Genomic DNA, 19,348 nt, shown 5'->3' with positions numbered 1-19,348 from the left:
TGCCACAGAGGTACGTACATGCCCACGCTGCGCACCGCCCTCCTCCAGAGCTCCGGACGGCTCGGCGACGTCGCCGAGAACCTCAAGGCGCTCGACGAGGCCGCCGAGCGTGCCGCGCAGGGCGGGGCCGGGCTGCTGGTCACCTCGGAGATGTTCCTCACCGGCTACGCCCTCGACCTGGACGCCGTCCCCGGCTACGCGGAGCCCCGCGACGGCGACTCCGCCCGGGCCATCGCCGACATCGCCCGCCGCCACGGCCTCGCCGTCCTCTACGGCTACCCCGAGCGCGACGGCGAGACGGTCTACAACTCCGCCCAGCTCATCGGCCGCGACGGCAGCTCCCTCGCGAACTACCGCAAGACCCACCTCTTCGGCTGCTTCGAGCAGGACGCCTTCACCCCCGGCGACACCCCCGTCGTCCAGGCCGAGCTCGACGGCATCCGCATCGGCATCATGATCTGCTACGACGTGGAGTTCCCCGAGAACGTCCGCTCCCACGCCCTGGCCGGCACCGACCTCCTCCTCGTGCCGACCGCGCAGATGCACCCCTTCCAGTTCGTCGCCGAGCACGTCGTCCCCGTGCGGGCCTTCGAGAACCAGATGTACGTCGCGTACGTCAACCGCACCGGCCCCGAGGGCGAGTTCGAGTTCGTCGGCCTCAGCTGCCTCGCCAGCCCCGACGGCACCACCCGCACCCGCGCCGGCCGCGGCGAGGAGATGGTGTTCGGCGAGGTCGACCCCGCGCTGCTCGGCGCCTCGCGCGAGAACAACCCCTACCTGCGCGACCGCCGCCCGGGGCTCTACGCCTCCCTCGTCTGACCCCGGCCCGCCCCCCCGCACGGCCCTCCCCCCGCCTCCACCGCTCCACCCCCGAGCCCTGCCCGCAAGGAGTCCGACCCATGACGTCCACGGTGCCCACGACCGCCGTTCCGCACAGCGACGGCCAGCCGCCGATCACCATGTTCGGTCCGGACTTCCCCTACGCCTACGACGACTTCCTCGCCCACCCGGCCGGCCTCGGGCAGATACCCGCGACCGAGCTCGGCACCGAGGTCGCCGTCATCGGCGGCGGACTCTCCGGCATCGTCTCGGCCTACGAGCTCATGAAGATGGGCCTCAAGCCCGTCGTCTACGAGGCCGACCAGATCGGCGGCCGCCTGCGCACCGTCGGCTTCGAGGGCGCGGAGACCGAGGGCCTCACCGCCGAGATGGGCGCCATGCGCTTCCCGCCCTCCTCCACGGCCCTGCAGCACTACATCGACCTGGTCGGCCTGGTCACCGAGCCCTTCCCCAACCCGCTCGCCGAGGCCACCCCCTCCACGGTCGTCGACCTCAAGGGCGAGAGCCACTACGCCGAGACCATCGCCGACCTCCCGCAGATCTACCGCGACGTCGCCGAGGCCTGGAACGCCTGCCTCGACGAGGGCGCCGACTTCTCCGACATGAACACCGCGATGCGCGAGCGGGACGTCCCGCGCATCCGCGAGATCTGGGCCAAGCTCGTCGAGAAGCTCGACGACGAGACCTTCTACGGCTTCCTGTGCAAGTCGGAGGCGTTCAAGTCCTTCCGCAAGCGCGAGATCTTCGGCCAGGTCGGCTTCGGCACCGGCGGCTGGGACACCGACTTCCCGAACTCCATCCTGGAGATCCTGCGCGTCGTCTACACCGAGGCCGACGACCACCACCGCGGCATCGTCGGCGGCTCCCAGCAGCTGCCGCTGCGCCTGTGGGAGCGCGAGCCCGAGAAGATCGTGCACTGGGCGCAGGGCACCTCGCTGTCCTCCCTGCACGGCGGCACCCCGCGTCCGGCCGTGACCCGGCTGCACCGCACGGCGGGCAACCGCATCACGGTCACCGACTCCTCCGGCGACATCCGCACGTACCGCGCCGCGATCTTCACGGCCCAGTCCTGGATGCTGCTGTCGAAGATCGAGTGTGACGACACGCTGTTCCCGATCGACCACTGGACGGCGATCGAGCGCACCCACTACATGGAGTCGTCGAAGCTGTTCGTCCCCGTCGACCGGCCGTTCTGGCTGGACAAGGACGAGGCGACCGGCCGCGACGTCATGTCGATGACCCTGACCGACCGCATGACCCGCGGCACGTACCTGCTGGACAACGGCCCCGACAAGCCGGCCGTCATCTGCCTGTCCTACACCTGGTGCGACGACAGCCTGAAGTGGCTGCCGCTGTCCGCGAACGAGCGGATGGAGGTCATGCTGAAGTCCCTCGGCGAGATCTACCCCAACGTCGACATCCGCCGGCACATCATCGGCAACCCGGTCACCGTGTCCTGGGAGGACGAGCCCTACTTCATGGGCGCGTTCAAGGCCAACCTCCCCGGCCACTACCGCTACCAGCGCCGCCTGTACACGCACTTCATGCAGGACCGCCTCCCCGAGGACAAGCGCGGCATCTTCCTCGCGGGCGACGACATCTCCTGGACGGCCGGCTGGGCCGAGGGTGCGGTCCAGACCGCCCTGAACGCCGTCTGGGGCGTCATGCACCACCTCGGCGGGTCCACGGACTCCACCAACCCGGGCCCGGGCGACGTCTACGACGAGATCGCCCCGGTCGAGCTCCCGGAGGACTGATCCTCCCGGCCCCCTGATCACGGGCCGCCGCCCCGCGCCGTCAGCACGCGGGCCGGCGGCCCGTCCTCATGTCCGCCCGGACCTCCCGGCCCCGGGGCCGCGCCGTCCGCCGCCGGGTGCTCAGCACTGCCAGAGGAACGCCGCCCGCCCGCACCCGCGGCAGACGTGGGCGTAGCCCCGCCCCGAGCCGAAGTTCATGGACGTGACCGGGGCCAGCCCCTCCTCCAGGCCCGCCGCGAACTCCATGGGCCGGGCGCACCCGGGGCAGCCGGGGGTCTCGTCGTACTGCAGCCAGGCGGGCTCCCCGCCGAGCACGCCCAGCACCGCCCGCCCGGCCGGCACCGCGAGGGCCGCCAGGGCCGCCCGTGCGGCGCCCAGCCCCAGCACCTCCGGATCCGCGCCGCGCGGGACCGGTACGGGCACCAGGCCCCCGGCGGGCAGCAGCAGGGCCAGGTTCCCTCCGGCCGAGGGGCTCCACTGCTCGCACCCGCCGGGCCGGTGCGCGCACATGAACAGGGCCAGCACGCCCGCGTCGAGCACCAGCTGCGCGAGGAACTGCAGCGGCCCGGCGCACGCGCGGCACACCGGCCAGACCGTGCCGACGGGAGCCAGCGGCACACCGCCGGTCCGGCTGACCGGGGCGTCCGCGGCGACCGGCCCGCCGTCCAGGAGCCATGTCGTCACGGCCGCGCTCCGTCCGTCGTCGCCGACGGCTCCCCGGTCCGGGCCGTCCTGTTCCAGACCGCGCGCCAGCGGGCCTCCCGTTCGGCGGCCGCCCCGGCCGGGAGGCGTCCGGGCAGTGGCCCGAGGCCCACCCCGCACCGTGCGCACGTGCGGTGGAAGCGGTACCCGTCGTGCCGCTCGACCGTTCCGTGGTCCGCCTCGCACAGGGGACAGGACACCGCCGGGCGGTCCGTGCGGGCGCGCATGATCCGGGGCATCAGGGCGGGCAGCGGTCCGGCCGGGTGGAACTCGGGATCGGGGCACGACAGCAGGCGCGTCGGCTGCGGCGGATCCGGGGTGCGGCGGCCCTCGCCCTTCTGCACGCGCCGACGGGCCTCCCAGGCGGCCTGCTCCGCCCGCCAGATCTCCCGCGCGGCGTGGAGCTCCTCCACCGCCCAGACCAGTGCCCCGGGGTCCTCCTCCAGCCGGACCGGTACGCCGGCGCTGCGGCACAGGTGGTCGTAGGTCGCACGGAAGCCGTACGGGGCGAACTGCGTCAGGCAGGTGCGCAGCGCCGACAGGCGGCGGTGGGCCGGGCGGGCCGTGTCGTGTACCCGGAGCCGGTGCGTGGCGAAGCTGGTCACCCGCGCGAGCCTACGGTCCGGACGCGGGACGGGGCCGCCCGGGTGTCAGCCCGTGGGGACCAGCAGGCAGCGGCCGACCAGACCCACGCCCGCGTCGAGGGACTCGCGGAACTCCTCGGCCAGTTCGGGGGTGCGGCGCAGCGTCCACAGCAGGCGGGCCGCCGCCCAGGCGCCGGCCCGGGCCCGCTCCAGGCTCCAGGAGCCGACCAGGTGGGTCAGCGGGTCGGCGACCTCCAGCAGGTCCGGGCCCGGCATCAGGTCCTCCCGGATGTGCTCCTCCAGGGCGACCAGCGTGTCGCCGACCCGGTCGAAGTCCGCCTCCAGCGCGCCCGGTTCGCACTCCAGGGAGCGGCAGGTGGAGACCACCGCGAGCGCCAGGTCGTGGCCGATGTGGGCGTTGATGCCCGCGAGCGCGTGCTGCAGCGGGCGGATGCCGGGATGGCGCCGGTACTGCAGCAGGGGGCGCCAGCAGGCCGGGGCCCGGTCGGCCTCGACGGCCGTCAGATAGCGCTCGGCGAAGCGCACGCCGAGCGTCTCGGCCCGCCGCGGAGCGGGGAACCCACCGGTCTCGATGCCCCGGTTCAGGGTCTCCGTGACCGTCAGGTAGACCCGGTTGAAGACGGCGACACCGTCCTGTGGCGGGAGCCGCTCGTCCAGGGCGCGCATCCGCGCCAGCACCGCTTCCATGGGAGGAACAGTCGCAGGCGCCGGCGCCGATCCGGGGAACTTGGCCGTCACCTTCCCCGGTTCGGGCGAAACGGCGTCAACGGGGCTTGTCCTCGTCCTCCCCGCGGTCCGCGGTGTCGTCGTAGGCGGAGGTGCCCGCGTCGAGCAGGGGCTCCTGCGTCTTCAGGTGCGCCGGTGCGAACCGCCGCAGCGCGTGGTAGCCGACGATCACCACGATGGTGCCCAGGGCGATGCCGCCGAGTTCGAAGCTGTCGGTGATCTTCAGGGTCACCCCGCCGACGCCGATGATGATGCCCGCGGCGGCCGGGACCAGGTTCAGCGGATTGCGCAGGTCCACCCCGCCGTTGATCCAGATCTGGGCGCCGAGCAGGCCGATCATCCCGTAGAGGATGACCGTGATGCCGCCCAGCACCCCGCCGGGGATGGCGGCGACGACCGCGCCGAACTTGGGGCAGAGCCCGAAGAGCAGGGCGAAGGCGGCGGCCGCCCAGTAGGCCGCCGTGGAGTAGACCCGGGTGGCGGCCATCACGCCGATGTTCTCGGAGTAGGTGGTGTTCGGCGGGCCGCCGACGGCGGTGGACAGCATGGACGCGGCGCCGTCCGCGGCGATGGCCGTGCCCAGCTTGTCGTCCAGGGGGTCCCCCGTCATCTCCCCGACGGCCTTGATGTGGCCGGTGTTCTCGGCAATGAGTGCGATCACCACGGGCAGGGCGATCAGGATGGCGGACCACTCGAAGGCGGGCGCGTGGAAGGACGGCAGCCCGATCCAGTCGGCCTCGCCGACCCCGGAGAGGTCCAGCCGCCAGTGGTCCACCGCCTCGGCGCCGCCCGCGGGGGAGTGGATCATGCCGAAGACCCGGTCGAAGAGCCAGGAGACCGCGTACCCGAACAGCAGGCCCAGGAAGATCGCGATGCGCGACCAGAAGCCGCGCAGGCAGACCACCGCGAAGCCGGTGAACGCCATGGTCAGCAGGGCCGTCCACTGGTCCTGCGGGAAGTAGGTGGTCGCGGTGACCGGAGCCAGGTTGAAGCCGATCAGCATCACCACGGCGCCCGTCACCACGGGCGGCATCGCCGCGTGGATGATCCGGGACCCGAACCGCTGGACGGCCAGTCCCGCGAGGAACAGCGCCGCGCCCACGACGAACACCGCGCCGGTGACCACCGCGCTGTCCCCGCCCGACGCCCGGATCGCCGCCGCGACGCCGACGAACGCCAGCGAACAGCCGAGGTAGGAGGGGACCCGGCCGCGCGTCGCCAGCAGGAAGATCGCCGTCGCGACACCGGACATCATGATGGCCAGGTTCGGGTCCAGGCCCATCAGGACCGGGGCGACGAAACTCGCGCCGAACATGGCCACGACGTGCTGGGCCCCCAGCCCGGCGGTCCGCGGCCACGACAGCCGCTCCTCCGGGCGGACCACCGCGCCGGGGGCGGGGGTCCGCCCGTCTCCGTGCAGGGTCCAGCCCACGCCGAGGCCCATGTTCCACTCCTGTTCTCCGGGGATCGCGGCTCCTGCCGCGCACACGTCGAGGCCGCAGCGTACGGGTGCCGCTGCGGCCAGTCGACATATTACGGCCGTATATCGGCGGGTTCGTCCCGGCCGGCCGGCCCGGCCTGCCCGGTGATCCCGCCCCCAGACTGCCCCACCGGGGGCTTGCGGCCCAGCACCGAGGCGCCGACGACCAGCGCGGAGGCCAGCAGGGTCACCAGGGCGAAGGACACCACCAGCGAGGTGGCGTCGGCCACCGCGCCGATCGCCGACGGAGCGATCAGCCCGGACGTGTAGGTGATCGTCGCGACCCCCGCGATGGCCTGTGCCGGGGCCGGTCCGCTGCGGCCAGCGGCGGCGAAGGCCAGCGGGACCACCACCGCGATGCCGAGCCCGATCAGCCCGAACCCGGCCAGCGCGGCGGCCGGATGGCGGACCCCCACGACGAGCAGCCCGCCCAGGGTGGCCAGCACCCCGCCCGCGCGGACGGTGCGCACGGGCCCGAAGCGGTCCACGACGCGGTCGCCGACGAGCCGGGCGACCGCCATGGTGAGCGCGAACGCCGTGGTGGAGGCGGCCGCCAGGCCGGCGTCCGTGTCCAGGACGTCCCGCAGATAGACCGCGGACCAGTCGAGGCTCGCCCCCTCGGCGAACACCGCGCAGAAGCCGACGGCGCCGATGAGCAGCGCCGACTTCGGCGGCATCGCGAAGTGCGGCGGCGCCGGCGCCTCGTCTGCGCTGCGCAGGTCCAGCACCCCCTGTACGGCGACCAGGCCGGCCGCGGTCAGCACCAGCGCGGCGACGAGGTGGTGCAGCCGGGCGTCGACCCCGGTGTGGGCGGCGACCGTACCGGCGGCCGACCCCAGGAGGGCGCCCACGCTCCACATGCCGTGCAGCGAGGACATGATCGAACGGCCGAGCCTGTTCTCGGTCTCCACGCCCAGGGCGTTCATGGCCACGTCGGACATGCCCGCGGTGGCCCCGTACACGAAGAGGACCAGGCACAGGGCCGGGAGGTTGGGGGCGAGGCTCGGCAGGACCAGGGAGAGGGTCCAGAGGGCGAGCAGTCCGCGCAGGGCCGGGCGGGCGCCGAAGCGGTGGTTGATCCGCCCGGCCAGCGGCATCGCGAGCGCGGCGCCCACGGCGGGGGCGGCGAGGGCGAGTCCCAGGGTGCCCGCACCGAGTCCGGCGTGGTCCTGGATCCAGGGGATGCGGGTGGCGAAGGAGCCGGTGACGGCGCCGTGGACGCAGAAGACGGCGGCGATGGCGATGCGGGCACGGCGCAGTCGCGCCGGGCTGAAGTGGGGGTCCCCGATCATGCGCCTTAAACTATCAGGAACCCTGCCTGATAGATAAGACGTATGTTCGCCCCGTCACTCCCTAGGATGAGCGCGTGACCTCAGCCCTCTCGCCCGCCTCCCCGAGCACGGCCCGGGCCATCAACGACCGGCTGGCCCTCAACCTCCTCCAGGAGGAAGGCCCCCTGACGGCGAGCCGGCTCAAGGCGCTGACCGGCCTGTCCCGGCCCTCCGTCGCCGACCTCGTCGAGCGGCTGGCCTCCGCCGGCCTGATCGAGATCGTCGGGGAGTCCGGGGAACAGCGCCGCGGCCCCAACGCCAAGCTGTACGGGATCGTCGCCCACCGCGCCCACCTCGCCGCCCTCGACGTCCGCACCGACAGCGCGACCATGGTGGTCACCGACCTGCTCGGCCGGCCCCTCGCCGAGGCCGCCCTGCCCGTCGACGCGCCGCGCGACGCGGTCGCGGTCCTGCGGCGCACGGCCCGCGAGGCCGGGGCGGACGCGCTGCACACCGTGGTCGTCGGAGCCCCCGGCCTGGTCGCGCCCGCCACCGGCGAACTCCGCGACACCAGCGGCCTCCCGGCCTGGCACCGCGACCTGGTCGCCCTGCTCCAGCGGGAACTGCCGGCCCGGGTGCTCGTCGAGAACGAGACCAACCTCGCGGCCGTGGCGGAGCAGCGCCTCGGCGCCGCCCGCGACCTCGAATCCTTCGTGCTGCTCTGGTTGGGCGCGGGCGTCGGCGCCGCGGTGGTCCTGGACGGCAGGCTCCGGCGCGGCGCCTCCGGCGGCGCTGGCGAGATCGGCTTCCTGCCGGTGCCGGGCACCTCGGGGCTGCCCTCGGCCACCGGCTGCGACGGCGGGTTCCACGCCCTGGCCGGCCGGGGCGCGGTCGCCGCGCTGGCCGCCCGCCACGGCTTCACGGGAGCCCCGGAGGCGGCGGTGGCCGGCGCGGCCGGCGCGGCGTTCCTCGACGAGCTCGCCGAACGCCTGGCCCTCGGCGCCGCCGCCGTCACCGCCGTCCTCGACCCGGGCTGCGTCATCCTCGGCGGCGGACTGGGCCTCGCGGGCGGTCCGGCCCTCGCCGACCGGGTGGCCCGCCGCCTGGCGGAACTCACGCCCGTCCCGACCGCCGTACGGGCCACCGGGCTCGGCGACCCCGCGGTCCTGTCCGGCGCCCGCCTCGCCGCCCGCGACGCCGCCCAGGAGGTGCTCTTCGGGCCACCCGCCCCCGGGCGGTCCGGCCCCGTGTGAGAAGGTCGCGGCACGACCGCCGGGAGGGGAACGGGTGCTGATCGACGAGGTGTTGGGGCGCTGGGACTTCCGCGAGGTGCACACCCTCGTCGTGCCCGCCCCGCCGCAGACCGTGTGGGAGGCCGCGCAGGCCCTGGAAGCCGGGGACGTCCCCGTCGCCCGGATCCTGATGGCCGTCCGCACCCTGCCGGGCCTGGCGCGCCGCCGCGGCGGGCCCCGGCCTGCTCCCCGGCCCCGGAGCGCGCCGAGGACCCTGCGCGAGGCGATGGCCGGCACCTTCGTACCGCTCGCCGAACTGCCGGGCCGGGAGACCGTGTCCGGTGCCGCGGGCCAGTGGTGGAAGCCCGCGGCCCCCTTCGTCCGCCTCGCGGGGCCCGAGGAGTTCCACTCCTTCCGCACCCCCGGCCACCTCAGGGCGGCCGTCAACCTCCGGGTCACCCCGCACTCGCGCGGCGCCCTGCTGCACACCGAGACCCGCGTCGTCGCCGTCGACCCGCGCACCCGGCGGGTGTTCGCCCCGTACTGGTACCTGCTGGCCCGGCCCTTCGGCGGGCTGATCCGCCGCGCCGCGCTGCGGGCGGTCGCCCGCCGCGCCCTGGCGGCGGGGCCGGCGTCCGGGTCCTGAGCGGCCGGACGCCCGGGTGCCGGGCGGACCCGCCGCGTCCGGCTCTCAGACGTCCCGTTCCCGCAGGTACGCGGCGAAGGTGCCCCGTCCGACCGCGTGCGACGGTGCCAGGTTGCCGCCCCGGCGCAGGCTCGCGTACGTCCTGCCCGCCAGGGGGACGGCCAGCACCCGGCGGCGTCCGCCGGTGGCCGCCAGGTAGGCGCGGGCCAGCTCCGCCAGGCTGCGGATCTCCGGGCCGCCCAGGTCCGGCACCCGGCCCGAGGGGGCGGGCACGGCCAGCTCCGCCAGCCGGTCCGCGACCTCGCCGACGGCGACCGGCTGGACCCGTACCCCCTTCGGGACGAGTACGACCGGCAGTCCGGCCAGGGTGCCCACGATCGTGGCCACCAGGTCGTGGAACTGCGTCGTCCGCAGGACCGTGACGCCGAGCCCGGACGCCTCCAGCATCCGCTCGACCGCGAGCTTGCGGCGGTAGTAGCCGAGCGGCACCACGTCCACGCCGACGATCGAGATGTAGACGATGTTGGTGACGGTCCCCGCCCGCCGGGCCGCGTCGATCAGGCGGCCCGCGGCCGCCTCGTCGCCCCTGCCGCCGCCCCGCGCGTCACTGGCGCAGTGCACGACCACCTCCGCGCCGGCCAGGGCCGCGTCCAGGCCGCGGCCGTCCCGCAGGTCGACCGGGTGGTCGGGGGAGTGCCGGCTCAGCACGCGGACCTCGTGCCCGAGGTCCCGCAGCCGGGCGACGAGGGGTGTGCCGAGGGTGCCGGTGCCGCCCGTGACGACGATGCCGCTCATGGATCTTCCTTCCGCCGGGGACCGTCTCCACCCGATCCTCCCGGAAGGCCCCGGGCGGCAGGCCCCGGGCCGGAGGGCGTCCGCCGCCGTACGGCAGAGGACCCGGTGGCCGCCGGGCCACCGGGTCCTGCCTCGCGTTCACCTGGCGGAGCCGCCGGTCAGCAGGCTCCCAGGTCCTTCCAGACACCCCATTCGCCGGTGGTGCCGGGCTCCTCGTTCTGCGTCCACCACTGGGCCCGCCAGTTGCGGCCCTTGTGGGAGACGAGGTTGCCGCTGTTGTAGACCGTGCCCGCGGTGTACGCCGGGTTGGTGCACGTACCACCCGGAGGGGTGGTCGGCGGGGTCGTCGGGGGAGTGGTGGGAGGCGTGGTCGGCGGCGTCGTGGGCGGGGTGCTGCCGCCGCCCGGCTCGCCGACCGTGGTGCCGCGCGCCAGGTCACCGGCGAGCGCGTACGTCGTGCCGGAGATGTTCACCGTCCAGTTGGAGGGGGTGGACACCGGCAGGTAGTAGTTGAAGGCCAGGTCGACGGAGGCGCCGGGGGCCAGGGACTGCCAGGCCGGGAGCTTCAGCGACACCCGGTGGAAGTCGCCCTTCAGTCCGCCCACGTTGGTGCCGGTGTGGCCGCTGCTGATGACCTTCGTGCCGAAGCCGGACTGGTCGGAGGCGTTGTTCGGGGCCGAGGTCGAGTAGTCGAACTGGAACTCGGTGCCGCCCGGCAGCGCCGTCCTGGTGTTGTTCGTGATCTTGATCTTCGGGGTGATCGGGTAGTTCGAGTCGCCGAGCTTGAACTCGGTGAACTCGGTCTTGATGTCGACCGCCTGGGCCGGCGGCACGGTGGTGCCCGCCTTCTTCGCGCCGTACGGGGAAGCGGCCTTGAACTTGTCGTACATCAGCGAGGTGAGGGTGGAGCCCATCTCGTACTGGCCCTTGGCCGCGTTCCAGCCGTAGTCGCCGGCCATCTCCCAGACCATGGTGCCGCCGATGCCGCGGTCGACCACGTAGTCGGCCTTGGCGGCCACCGACTGCTCGTCCTCGGTGGAGAGGAAGACCTTCTTCTGCGCGTTCCACAGCCACGGCGCGACCAGGGTCGAGTCGTACTTGCGGGCGTAGGTGCCGGTCAGTGAGGTGTTCGCGGGGAAGCCGTACTGCGAGACGTAGTCGCCGACGATCCCCTTCTCCAGGTTCTTGGCGTGCCACATCGGGTTGGAGCCCGCGGGGGACTCGTTGCCGTTGTCGTCCTTGTCGTGCCACAGGTTGTCGATGCCGACCGCGCCGTCACCGCACTTGGTCAGCCCGGAGCCGGCCGGGCAGCTGGTGGCCGCCGCCTTGCCCCACAGGCCGTCGGTGCCGCCCTGGACGTTCTTGTGGCCGCGGGTGTAGTAGGGCAGGCCGATGTTGATCCGGCCGGCCGGCATGGAGCCGCGGAAGTAGTGGTACGCCCAGTCGGTGTTGAGGTAGCCGATGCCGCCGTACTGCTGGGAGCCGTAGACGCCGGCGGCGGCGAGCTCGCCGTCCTTGCCGTCGTCGAAGAGCGAGGCGTTCGGGCCGACGTACTCGTTCCATGCGCCGTGCAGGTCGTAGGACATGATGTTGACGTAGTCCAGGTACTGCTGCATCTGGAACGTCTCCATGCCGCGCAGCAGGTAGCCGGAGGACGGAGCGGCGACGGTCAGCATGTAGTGCTTGCCGTCGGCGGCGCCGGCCGCGTCCAGCTTCTGGCGCAGGCTCTTCATGAGGGCGTCGTAGCCCTTGACCAGTCCGGCCCGGCGGGCGTTGGCGATCTGCCAGTCCAGCGGGTTGCCGGCGTCCTTCATCGTGGTCGGGTACTCGTAGTCGATGTCGACGCCGTTGAACCCGTACTTGCGGACGAAGTCGACCGAGGACTGGGCGAAGGTGTCGATGCCCGCCTGGTTGACGGAGCCGTCCGCGTTGGTGGCCATGCTGTAGAAGCCGCCGGAGGCCACGCGCTTGCCGTCCGCGCCGAAGTAGCCGCCGGTCTCGGCCCAGCCTCCGACGGAGATCAGGGTCTTCACGTCGGGATGCTGCTTCTTGTACTTCGTCAGCAGGTTGAAGTGGCCCTTGTAGGGGAGCGAGGGGTCCATCTCGGCCCCGGCGACGCCCGGCCAGGTCATGCCGGTGGCCTCGTTCGTCGGGCCGTCGGCGCCGACCGAGATCTTGTTGTCGCTGCCGACGTGCGCGAACGCGTAGTTGATGTGGGTGATCTTGTCCCACGGGATGTTGTTGACGAGGTAGGACGGCTGGCCGTTCTTGCCGGTTCGCCAGCCGGTGAAGTAGCCGATGACGCGGCGCTGGTGGTCGGCGCCCATCTTCTCGCGGCCCTCGGTGTCGTAGACCGAGCAGTACGGGACGTCGACCCCGGCCGTCTTGTAGAGGCCGTCGGGGCGACAGCTCTCGTTGTCTGCCGCGTGCGAGACGCCCGCCGAGAGACCGCCGACCAGCAGTCCGGCGATCGCGGCGCCGGATGCCAGCAGCATCGCTCTCGTACGTGTGGGGGACAGCATTGTGCCTCCTGGGGAGGGGAGGATGCAGGACACAAGTGGACACAAAGTGGAGCAACGTGACTGGTGCGGAAGCTCGTTGGCCCGTGACGTGCGCACATCTGACGGGCTGTTCCCGGGAAGATGAAGGGAACGTTAAGAGGACTAGACCAACCCGTCAATAGGTCTGGACCAACCATGGGTCCACTTCGTGCGGTCCGACTCGCGCGTCACCCTCCGGACACTCCCTGTGAGCCAGGCCACACCGCATCACCCGCATGGCGGTCGATCGGCCGTGGCAAACTGGCTGGAGTACCAGTAGCAGCGCACTCCGGGGTCGGTGTAATTCCGAACCGGCGGTTATAGTCCGCGACCCGTCCGCAGCCAGCGGCCGGTTGACCAGGTGAGATTCCTGGACCGACGGTTAAAGTCCGGATGGGAGGCAGTGCGCGGCGGGCCAGTGACCGGTACGCCGCCGTCGGCGGTTCGTCGGCGCACCCCTGCGGGGTGTGCCAGGTCGAGCCGTTTTCCGGCCTCGGCGTCCCCGTGAGCTGTTCCGCTCCATCTGTCGTATCCCGACAGGCCCCGGAGTCCGTGCCCGATGAGGCAGGAGGACCCGGTGGCGACCCACGCCGCGCACGCAGTACCCGACGCGGACACCCGCGCCATGCGCCGAGCCGTCGAGCTCGCCGCCCGCGGACTCGGCTCCACCAGCCCCAACCCCGTCGTCGGCTGCGTCGTCACCGACGCCGCGGGCACGATCGTCGGCGAAGGCTGGCACCAGCGGGCCGGCGGCCCCCATGCCGAGGTCCACGCCCTGCGCGCCGCCGGCCCCGCCGCCCGCGGCGGCACCGCCTACGTCACCTTGGAACCCTGTAACCACACCGGTCGCACCGGCCCCTGCGCCCAAGCCCTCCTCGACGCCGGCATCACCCGCGTGGTCTACGCCGTCTCCGACCCGAACCCGCAGGCCAGCGGGGGTGCGGCCACCCTGCGTGCCGCCGGTGTCGCCACCGAGGCCGGGCTGCTCGCCGACGAGGCCGAAGCCGGCAACACCGCCTGGCTCACCTCCGTACGCCTGGGCCGCCCCCACGTCCTGTGGAAGTACGCCGCCACCCTCGACGGCCGCATCGCCGCCGCGGACGGCAGCAGCCGCTGGATCAGCAGCGCCGAGTCCCGCGCCGACGTCCACCGGCTGCGCGCCGAGGCCGACGCCGTCGTGGTCGGCTCCGGCACCCTGCACGCCGACGACCCCCACCTGGCCGTCCGCGGCATCGCCGGGGCCACCCAGCCCCTGCGCGTGGTCCTGGACACCCGGGCCACCGTGCCCCCCGCCGCACGCGTCCTGGACGACGCCGCACCCACCCTGATCGCCGTCGCCGACGACCTCGGCGAGGAGGCCACCCGCCACCTCGCCGGCAGGGACCTCGTCCGCCTCCCGCGCGACGGGCACGGCATCCGGGTCGACGCCCTCCTCGCCGAGCTGCACCGGCGCGGCGTCCGCTCCGTCCTCCTCGAAGGCGGCCCCACCCTGGCCGGCGCCTTCGTCGCCGCCGGAGCCGTCGACACCGTCGTCGGCTACCTCGCCCCCGTCCTCCTCGGCGCGGGCCCCGCCGCCCTCGCGGACGCGGGCATCACCACCCTCACCGACGCGCTCCGGCTCCGCATCACCGCGACCGACCGCATCGGCCCCGACCTCCGCATCACCGCCGTCCCCGCGACGACGCCCGTCCCCACAGCCCCCAAGGAGCACTGAGTGTTCACCGGAATCGTCGAAGAACTGGGCGAGGTCACCGCCGTCGAGCAGCTCGCGGAGGCCTCCCGCTTCCGCCTGCGCGGCCCCGTCGTCACCGAGGACGCCAAGCACGGCGACTCGATCGCGGTCAACGGCGTCTGCCTCACCGTCGTGGAGACCGCCGACGGCGAGTTCACCGCCGACGTCATGCAGGAGACCCTCAACCGCTCCAGCCTCGGCGCCCTGACCACCGGCTCCCGGGTCAACCTGGAACGCCCCATGGCCCTCGGCGGACGCCTCGGCGGCCACCTCGTCCAGGGCCACGTGGACGGCACCGGCGAGATCCTCTCCCGCACCCCCTCCGAGCACTGGGAGATCGTCAAGGTCGCGCTCCCCGCGAACCTCTCCCGCTACGTCGTCGAGAAGGGCTCCATCACCGTCGACGGAGTCAGCCTCACCGTCGTCGAGGCCGCCGCCGACTGGTTCACCATCAGCCTCATCCCCACCACCCTCGCCCTGACCACCCTGGGCATCAAGCAGCCCGGCGACCCGGTCAACCTCGAGGTCGACGTCCTCGCCAAGTACGTCGAACGCCTCCTCGCCGCCGGCGTCGACCCGCTGCACCCGACGGGAGAAGCCCGGTGAGCGCCCTGACCTGGCTCAACACGGAGGCCTTCACGGTCTTCGGGCAGAAGGTCATCTGGTCCGACATGATCGGCAACCTGATGGGCCTCGCCGCCCTGGCCCTCGGCTGGCGCCGCTCCATATGGACCTGGCCCGCCCAGCTCCTCTCCGGCCTGATCCTCATCGCCGCCTACGCCTCCGCGCACCTCGCCGGCGGCGTCGGCAAGCAGCTCCTCGTCATCGGCGTCGCCGTCTTCGGCTGGATCTCCTGGCAGCGCGGCAGGCAGCAGGCCCAGGACGGCTCCATCGCCGTCCGCACCGCCACCTGGACCGAACGCGGCATGCTCCTCGGGGGAGCGGCCCTCGGCACCCTCGCCGTCGGAGGCCTCTTCACCCTCTACCCGTCGCTGTCCTGGAGCCCCTGGGCCGACGCGTACATCTTCGTCGGCACCATCGTCGCGATGGTCGCCCAGGCCCGCGGCCTCGTCGAGTTCTGGTTCGCCTGGCTCCTGGTCGACCTGGTCGGTGTCCCCCTCGCCTTCAGCGGCGGCCTGGCCTTCTCCGGCCTCGTCTACGTCGTCTACTTCGCCCTCGTGCTGTGGGGTGCCTACGACTGGTACCAGCGCTCCCGCACCAACACCGCCCCGGCCCTGGAAGGAGCAACGGCATGACCAGCCTCAAGCCCGTGCCCGACATCCCCGAAGAGACCTTCCGCCTCGACCCCGTCGAGCAGGCGATCCGTGACATCGCCGCGGGCCGGCCCGTCGTCGTCGTCGACGACGAGGACCGCGAGAACGAGGGCGACCTCGTCATCGCCGCCGAGAAGGCCACCCCCGAGATCATCGCCTTCATGATGAGCGAGTGCCGCGGCCTGATCTGCGCCCCCATGGAGGGCGACGAGCTGGAGCGGCTCGAACTCCCCCAGATGGTCCAGAACAACACCGAGTCGATGAAGACCGCCTTCACCGTCTCCGTCGACGCGAGCGCCGCCCACGGCGTCACCACCGGCATCTCCGCCGCCGACCGCGCCACCACCCTGCGGATGCTCGCCGACGGAGTCAGCGGACCCGGCGACTTCGTCCGCCCGGGGCACGTCTTCCCGCTGCGGGCCAAGCCCGGCGGCGTCCTGGTCCGCAACGGCCACACCGAGGCCGCCGTCGACCTCGCCCGCCTCGCGGGCCTGCGCCCGGCCGGCGCCATCGTGGAGATCGCCGGCGAGGACGGCGTCATGCTCCGCCTGCCCGAGCTGATCCCCTTCGCCCGCAAGCACGGCCTGACGATCATCTCCATCGAGGACCTGATCGCCTACCGCCGCTCCGCCGAGCCCACGGTGCGCCGCGAGGCCGAGGTCAGCCTGCCGACCGCCTTCGGCCCGTTCACCGCCCACGGCTACCGCTCCACCGTCGACGGCGTCGAGCACGTCGCCCTCGTCCACGGCGAGATCGGCGACGGCACCGGCATCCTCGTGCGCATGCATTCCGAGTGCCTGACCGGCGACATCTTCGCCTCGCAGCGCTGCGACTGCGGCCCCCAGCTGCACGCCTCCATGGAACGGATCAGGAACGAGGGCCGCGGCGTCGTCGTCTACCTGCGCGGCCACGAGGGCCGCGGCATCGGACTGCTGTCCAAGCTGCGCGCGTACGAACTCCAGGAGCGCGGCCGCGACACCCTCGACGCCAACCTGGAGCTCGGCCTGCCCGCCGACGCCCGCGACTACGCCGCCGGCGCGCAGATCCTCGCCGACCTCGGCGTCCGCAGCGTCCGCCTGATGACCAACAACCCCGAGAAGTCCGACGCCCTCGACCGGCACGGCATCACGGTCGCCAGCCGCGAGTCCATGCCCGTCGAGGCCGGGGAGCACAACCTGCGGTACCTGCGCACCAAGCGGGACCGGATGGGTCACGACCTGCCCTGGCTGGACGGGCCCGTGACCACCTCCGCCTGCGGCAACCAGTAGACACGCACCACCCACCCGTACGTACATCCACGAACCACCGAGGAGCAGAGCTGTGAGCGGCAAGGGCGCACCCGAACTGAGCGTGAAGAACTGCGGAGACCTCCGCGTGGCCGTGATCGCGGCCCAGTGGCACGAGAAGGTCATGGACGGACTGGTCGACGGGGCCCTGCGGGCCCTGCACGAGCTCGGCATCGACGAGCCGACCCTGCTCCGCGTCCCCGGCAGCTTCGAGCTCCCGGTCGTCGCGAAGGTCCTGGCCGGCCGCGGCTACGACGCCATCGTCGCCCTCGGCGTGGTCATCCGCGGCGGCACCCCGCACTTCGACTACGTCTGCCAGGGCGTCACCCAGGGCCTGGTCCAGGTCTCCATCGACACCGGGGTCCCCGTCGGCTTCGGCGTCCTGACGTGCGACAACGACGAGCAGGCCCTGGACCGCGCCGGACTCGAAGGGTCGAACGAGGACAAGGGCCACGAAGCGGTCACCGCCGCGGTCTCCACCGCCATGACCCTGCGCACCGTGAGCGAGCCCTGGCGCTAGGACGTCCCACGCGGTCCAAGGGGTGAACCCCGGCACCGGGGCACCCCGGTCAGCCCGTACTCTAAGGACATCATGGCGAACAAGACCTCCAAGACCTTCGAGGAGCTCTTCACCGAGCTCCAGCACAAGGCCGCCACCGGCGACCCCAGCACCTCCCGCACCGCCGAGCTGGTGGGCAAGGGAGTCCATGCCATCGGCAAGAAGGTCGTCGAAGAGGCCGCCGAGGTCTGGATGGCCGCCGAGTACGAGGGCAAGGAAGCCGCCGCCGAGGAGATCTCGCAGCTGCTGTACCACGTCCAGGTGATGATGGTCGCGCGCGGGATCTCCCTCGACGACGTCTACGCCCACCTCTGACCGCGGCCCGCACACCCACCCGCAACCACGCCACCCACGCAACAAAGGAAGTCCCATGCTGCGCATCGCCGTCCCCAACAAGGGTTCTCTCTCCGGACCGGCGTCGGCGATGCTCCATGAGGCCGGCTACCGGATGCGCAAGGAGTCCAAGGAGCTCGTGGTCGTCGACCCCGAGAACGAGGTGGAGTTCTTCTACCTCCGCCCCAAGGACATCGCGATCTACGTCTCGTCGGGCAAGCTCGACATCGGCATCACCGGCCGCGACCTGCTGCTCGACTCCGGCGCCAGCGCCGAGGAGATCCTGCCGCTGAACTTCGGCCGGTCCACCTTCCGCTACGCCACCACCCCCGGCACCGCGAAGGGCCCCGAGGACTTCGACGGCATGACGATCGCGACCTCGTACGAGGGAATCGTCGCCAAGCACCTCGCCGACCAGGGCATCGACGCCTCCGTCGTCCACCTGGACGGCGCGGTCGAGACCGCCATCCAGCTCGGCGTGGCCCAGATCATCGCCGACGTCGTCGAGACCGGCACCAGCCTGCGCAACGCCGGCCTGGAGGTCATCGGCGAGCCGATCCTCACCTCCGAGGCCGTCGTCATCCGCGGCAACGGCGCCGACGCCGACGACCCGCAGGTCCAGCAGTTCCTGCGCCGCCTCCAGGGTGTCCTGGTGGCCCGCAGCTACGTGATGATGGACTACGACTGCCGCGCCGAGCACCTGGAGCGCGCCGTCGCCCTCACCCCGGGCCTGGAGTCGCCGACCGTGTCCCCGCTGCACAACGAGGGCTGGGTCGCCGTCCGCGCCATGGTCCCGGCCAAGGAGGCCCAGAGGATCATGGACGACCTGTACGAACTCGGCGCCCGCGCGATCCTCACCACGTCGATCCACGCCTGCCGCCTCTGACACCTGGGCCGTGTCCGCGAGGTCCCGCCCGCCCGGCACCCACCGGGCGGGCGGCCCCGCCCCGCGGACACCCCCCGCTCCCCTCGGGGACGGCACGCCCGACCGGCCTGCCCGCCCCCGGCCCGCACGCCCACCCAGAAGGCACCGCACCATGGCCGAGTCCGCCGCCCAGCCCGTCATCCCCGCCCTGCCGGTCACCTTCCGGCCGACCCGCACCCGGGCCGTCCTGCTGGGCGTGGGGGCCGTCATGTTCGCCACCATCACCGGCATCGCCGTGCTGCTGGAGCGCCTGCAGCCCGGCGAGCGGATCAGCTTCGTCTTCGTCGCCGTCCTGCTGAGCTCCGTCCTCGTCCTGCTCAGCCGCCCCAAGGTCGTCGCCGACGAGGACGGCGTCACCGTCGTCAACCTCACCAACACCCGCCGCCTCGCCTGGGCCGAGATCCTCCGGGTCAACCTGCGCCCCGGCGACCCGTGGGTCTTCCTCGACCTCAGCGACGGCACCAGCCTGCCCGCCCTCGGCATTCAGCCGGGCGTCGCGAAGCAGCAGGCGATCGGCGACGCGCGCGCCCTGCGCGCCCTCGCCGAGACCCGCGGAACCGGGACGAACGACCGCTGAGCGGACGACCCCCGTCGCCGCCTACCGTTGCGGCGGCCGGGCCAGTGACTACCCTGGTGGCGGGGCAC

19 protein-coding genes and 1 riboswitch are annotated in these 19,348 nt (G+C 72.9%); of the genes, 12 read left to right on the top strand and 7 right to left on the bottom strand.

All coding sequences use genetic code 11. The features are described from left to right. The first annotated feature begins 18 nt into the window (after positions 1 to 18). Together ACPU2J_RS06400 and ACPU2J_RS06395 are read left to right on the top strand one after the other, a co-directional pair. Entirely contained in the window at positions 19 to 819 is an 801-nt protein-coding gene (locus ACPU2J_RS06400) for a carbon-nitrogen hydrolase family protein (protein ID WP_365078687.1), read from the top strand. An 80-nt stretch (positions 820 to 899) separates the two neighbouring features. Then, positions 900 to 2,597 (top strand): flavin monoamine oxidase family protein, encoded by a 1,698-nt coding sequence (locus tag ACPU2J_RS06395; protein ID WP_365493304.1) that lies wholly within the window; start codon positions 900 to 902, stop codon positions 2,595 to 2,597. 120 nt (positions 2,598 to 2,717) lie between these two features. Here ACPU2J_RS06395 and ACPU2J_RS06390 read toward each other — a convergent pair whose 3' ends face one another. From ACPU2J_RS06390 to ACPU2J_RS06370, 5 genes are all read right to left on the bottom strand, one after another. Then, the gene (locus tag ACPU2J_RS06390; RefSeq protein ID WP_423832937.1) at positions 2,718 to 3,281 is read right to left on the bottom strand and encodes a hypothetical protein; all 564 of its coding nucleotides are present in this window, start codon (positions 3,279 to 3,281) and stop codon (positions 2,718 to 2,720) included. Next, positions 3,278 to 3,904 carry a hypothetical protein gene (locus ACPU2J_RS06385; RefSeq protein WP_423832936.1) on the bottom strand — a complete coding sequence of 209 codons (627 nt, stop codon included), beginning with the start codon at positions 3,902 to 3,904 and terminating at the stop codon, positions 3,278 to 3,280. The genes ACPU2J_RS06390 and ACPU2J_RS06385 overlap by 4 nt, the downstream gene beginning before the upstream one ends. 45 nt (positions 3,905 to 3,949) lie before the next feature. Further along, on the bottom strand, positions 3,950 to 4,591 hold the full coding sequence (locus tag ACPU2J_RS06380; protein ID WP_423832935.1) for a DUF5995 family protein: 642 nt from the start codon (positions 4,589 to 4,591) through the stop codon (positions 3,950 to 3,952). 76 nt (positions 4,592 to 4,667) lie between these two features. Further along, on the bottom strand, positions 4,668 to 6,074 hold the full coding sequence (locus tag ACPU2J_RS06375; RefSeq protein WP_420081395.1) for a uracil-xanthine permease family protein: 1,407 nt from the start codon (positions 6,072 to 6,074) through the stop codon (positions 4,668 to 4,670). Positions 6,075 to 6,163: 89 nt separating this feature from the next. Further along, a complete protein-coding gene (locus tag ACPU2J_RS06370; protein ID WP_423832934.1) occupies positions 6,164 to 7,402 on the bottom strand; it encodes an MFS transporter in 1,239 nt (412 codons plus the stop codon). Positions 7,403 to 7,476: 74 nt separating this feature from the next. Between ACPU2J_RS06370 and ACPU2J_RS06365 the strand changes: the two genes are divergently transcribed. Both ACPU2J_RS06365 and ACPU2J_RS06360 read left to right on the top strand, forming a co-directional pair. Then, complete coding sequence (locus ACPU2J_RS06365; RefSeq protein ID WP_420081397.1) at positions 7,477 to 8,634, top strand: ROK family transcriptional regulator; 1,158 nt, start codon at positions 7,477 to 7,479, stop codon at positions 8,632 to 8,634. 34 nt (positions 8,635 to 8,668) lie between these two features. After that, positions 8,669 to 9,259, top strand: coding sequence for a hypothetical protein (locus ACPU2J_RS06360; protein WP_423832933.1), 591 nt, complete (start codon positions 8,669 to 8,671; stop codon positions 9,257 to 9,259). Positions 9,260 to 9,304: 45 nt separating this feature from the next. Here the strand turns inward: ACPU2J_RS06360 and ACPU2J_RS06355 are convergent, their stop codons facing one another. Next, positions 9,305 to 10,054, bottom strand: coding sequence for an SDR family oxidoreductase (locus ACPU2J_RS06355; RefSeq protein WP_420081399.1), 750 nt, complete (start codon positions 10,052 to 10,054; stop codon positions 9,305 to 9,307). A 158-nt stretch (positions 10,055 to 10,212) separates the two neighbouring features. Beyond that, a complete protein-coding gene (locus ACPU2J_RS06350; protein ID WP_420081400.1) occupies positions 10,213 to 12,576 on the bottom strand; it encodes a chitinase C-terminal domain-containing protein in 2,364 nt (787 codons plus the stop codon). A gap of 298 nt (positions 12,577 to 12,874) precedes the next feature. Further along, positions 12,875 to 13,005, top strand: a riboswitch (FMN riboswitch). A gap of 148 nt (positions 13,006 to 13,153) precedes the next feature. Between ACPU2J_RS06350 and ribD the strand changes: the two genes are divergently transcribed. The 8 genes from ribD (at position 13,154) to ACPU2J_RS06310 (ending at position 19,280) form a co-directional block, all read left to right on the top strand. Next, a complete protein-coding gene (gene ribD / locus ACPU2J_RS06345; protein ID WP_391346169.1) occupies positions 13,154 to 14,308 on the top strand; it encodes a bifunctional diaminohydroxyphosphoribosylaminopyrimidine deaminase/5-amino-6-(5-phosphoribosylamino)uracil reductase RibD in 1,155 nt (384 codons plus the stop codon). Then, complete coding sequence (locus tag ACPU2J_RS06340) at positions 14,309 to 14,932, top strand: riboflavin synthase (protein ID WP_361593802.1); 624 nt, start codon at positions 14,309 to 14,311, stop codon at positions 14,930 to 14,932. Then, a complete protein-coding gene (locus ACPU2J_RS06335; protein ID WP_361593804.1) occupies positions 14,929 to 15,582 on the top strand; it encodes a nicotinamide mononucleotide transporter family protein in 654 nt (217 codons plus the stop codon). The genes ACPU2J_RS06340 and ACPU2J_RS06335 overlap by 4 nt, the downstream gene beginning before the upstream one ends. Further along, positions 15,579 to 16,868 (top strand): bifunctional 3,4-dihydroxy-2-butanone-4-phosphate synthase/GTP cyclohydrolase II, encoded by a 1,290-nt coding sequence (locus ACPU2J_RS06330; RefSeq protein WP_423832932.1) that lies wholly within the window; start codon positions 15,579 to 15,581, stop codon positions 16,866 to 16,868. The genes ACPU2J_RS06335 and ACPU2J_RS06330 overlap by 4 nt, the downstream gene beginning before the upstream one ends. A 52-nt stretch (positions 16,869 to 16,920) precedes the next feature. Then, positions 16,921 to 17,406: a 6,7-dimethyl-8-ribityllumazine synthase gene (gene ribH, locus ACPU2J_RS06325; protein WP_007262951.1), complete on the top strand. Its 486-nt coding sequence runs from the start codon at positions 16,921 to 16,923 to the stop codon at positions 17,404 to 17,406. 72 nt (positions 17,407 to 17,478) lie between these two features. Continuing rightward, positions 17,479 to 17,760 carry a phosphoribosyl-ATP diphosphatase gene (locus tag ACPU2J_RS06320; RefSeq protein ID WP_361593808.1) on the top strand — a complete coding sequence of 94 codons (282 nt, stop codon included), beginning with the start codon at positions 17,479 to 17,481 and terminating at the stop codon, positions 17,758 to 17,760. A 55-nt stretch (positions 17,761 to 17,815) separates the two neighbouring features. Then, the gene (gene hisG, locus ACPU2J_RS06315) at positions 17,816 to 18,664 is read left to right on the top strand and encodes an ATP phosphoribosyltransferase (protein ID WP_365493332.1); all 849 of its coding nucleotides are present in this window, start codon (positions 17,816 to 17,818) and stop codon (positions 18,662 to 18,664) included. Between the two features lie 151 nt (positions 18,665 to 18,815). Next, positions 18,816 to 19,280, top strand: a complete 465-nt coding sequence (locus tag ACPU2J_RS06310; RefSeq protein WP_423832931.1) for a PH domain-containing protein — start codon at positions 18,816 to 18,818, stop codon at positions 19,278 to 19,280. The last annotated feature ends 68 nt before the right edge of the window (positions 19,281 to 19,348 follow it).

It is taken from the genome of Streptomyces manipurensis (assembly GCF_049570255.1).
Classification (GTDB): Bacteria; Actinomycetota; Actinomycetes; order Streptomycetales; family Streptomycetaceae; genus Streptomyces; species Streptomyces manipurensis.
Note: the sequence above shows the minus strand (reverse complement) of the source record. Positions and strands in the feature narration are given on the sequence as shown.